The 275-nt window shown below is 66.9% G+C and carries 1 protein-coding gene; it reads left to right on the top strand.

The window, feature by feature from the left end:
* Positions 1–30 precede the first annotated feature (30 nt).
* Positions 31–275, top strand: a 245-nt coding sequence (locus SB719_RS19935) for a hypothetical protein (protein WP_412159706.1), incomplete at its 3' end; no start/stop codon positions are given.

Below are 275 nucleotides of genomic sequence, written 5' to 3'. Positions count from 1 at the left end.
CTGGCGGCGAACATCGCAGGAATGATTGCGGTGAGCACCGAGGACGGCACCTCACCGACGCTCCAGGTGAAGCTCGGCGAGAAACTGGGCGACGCCGGCGAGGTGCTCGCAGACGATCCCGCCGTGCCCGGGGAGCTGCAACGCTCGACAGTGATCGGCGCGCCCTCCGGTGCGACGATCTCCTTCGGGCTGAGCTATGCCGGATTCCAATACGCGGAAGTGTCCGGAACGACCGCACCCGTCTCCATCATTGTCGACCGCGTGTCCGCTGCCCC

This window comes from Pantoea sp. SIMBA_079 (genome assembly GCF_046940275.1).
In the GTDB taxonomy this organism is placed as follows: Bacteria; Pseudomonadota; Gammaproteobacteria; order Enterobacterales; family Enterobacteriaceae; genus Pantoea; species Pantoea borealis.
The sequence above is the reverse complement of the archived record's forward strand: the minus strand, read 5'-3'. Positions and strand labels throughout refer to the sequence as shown.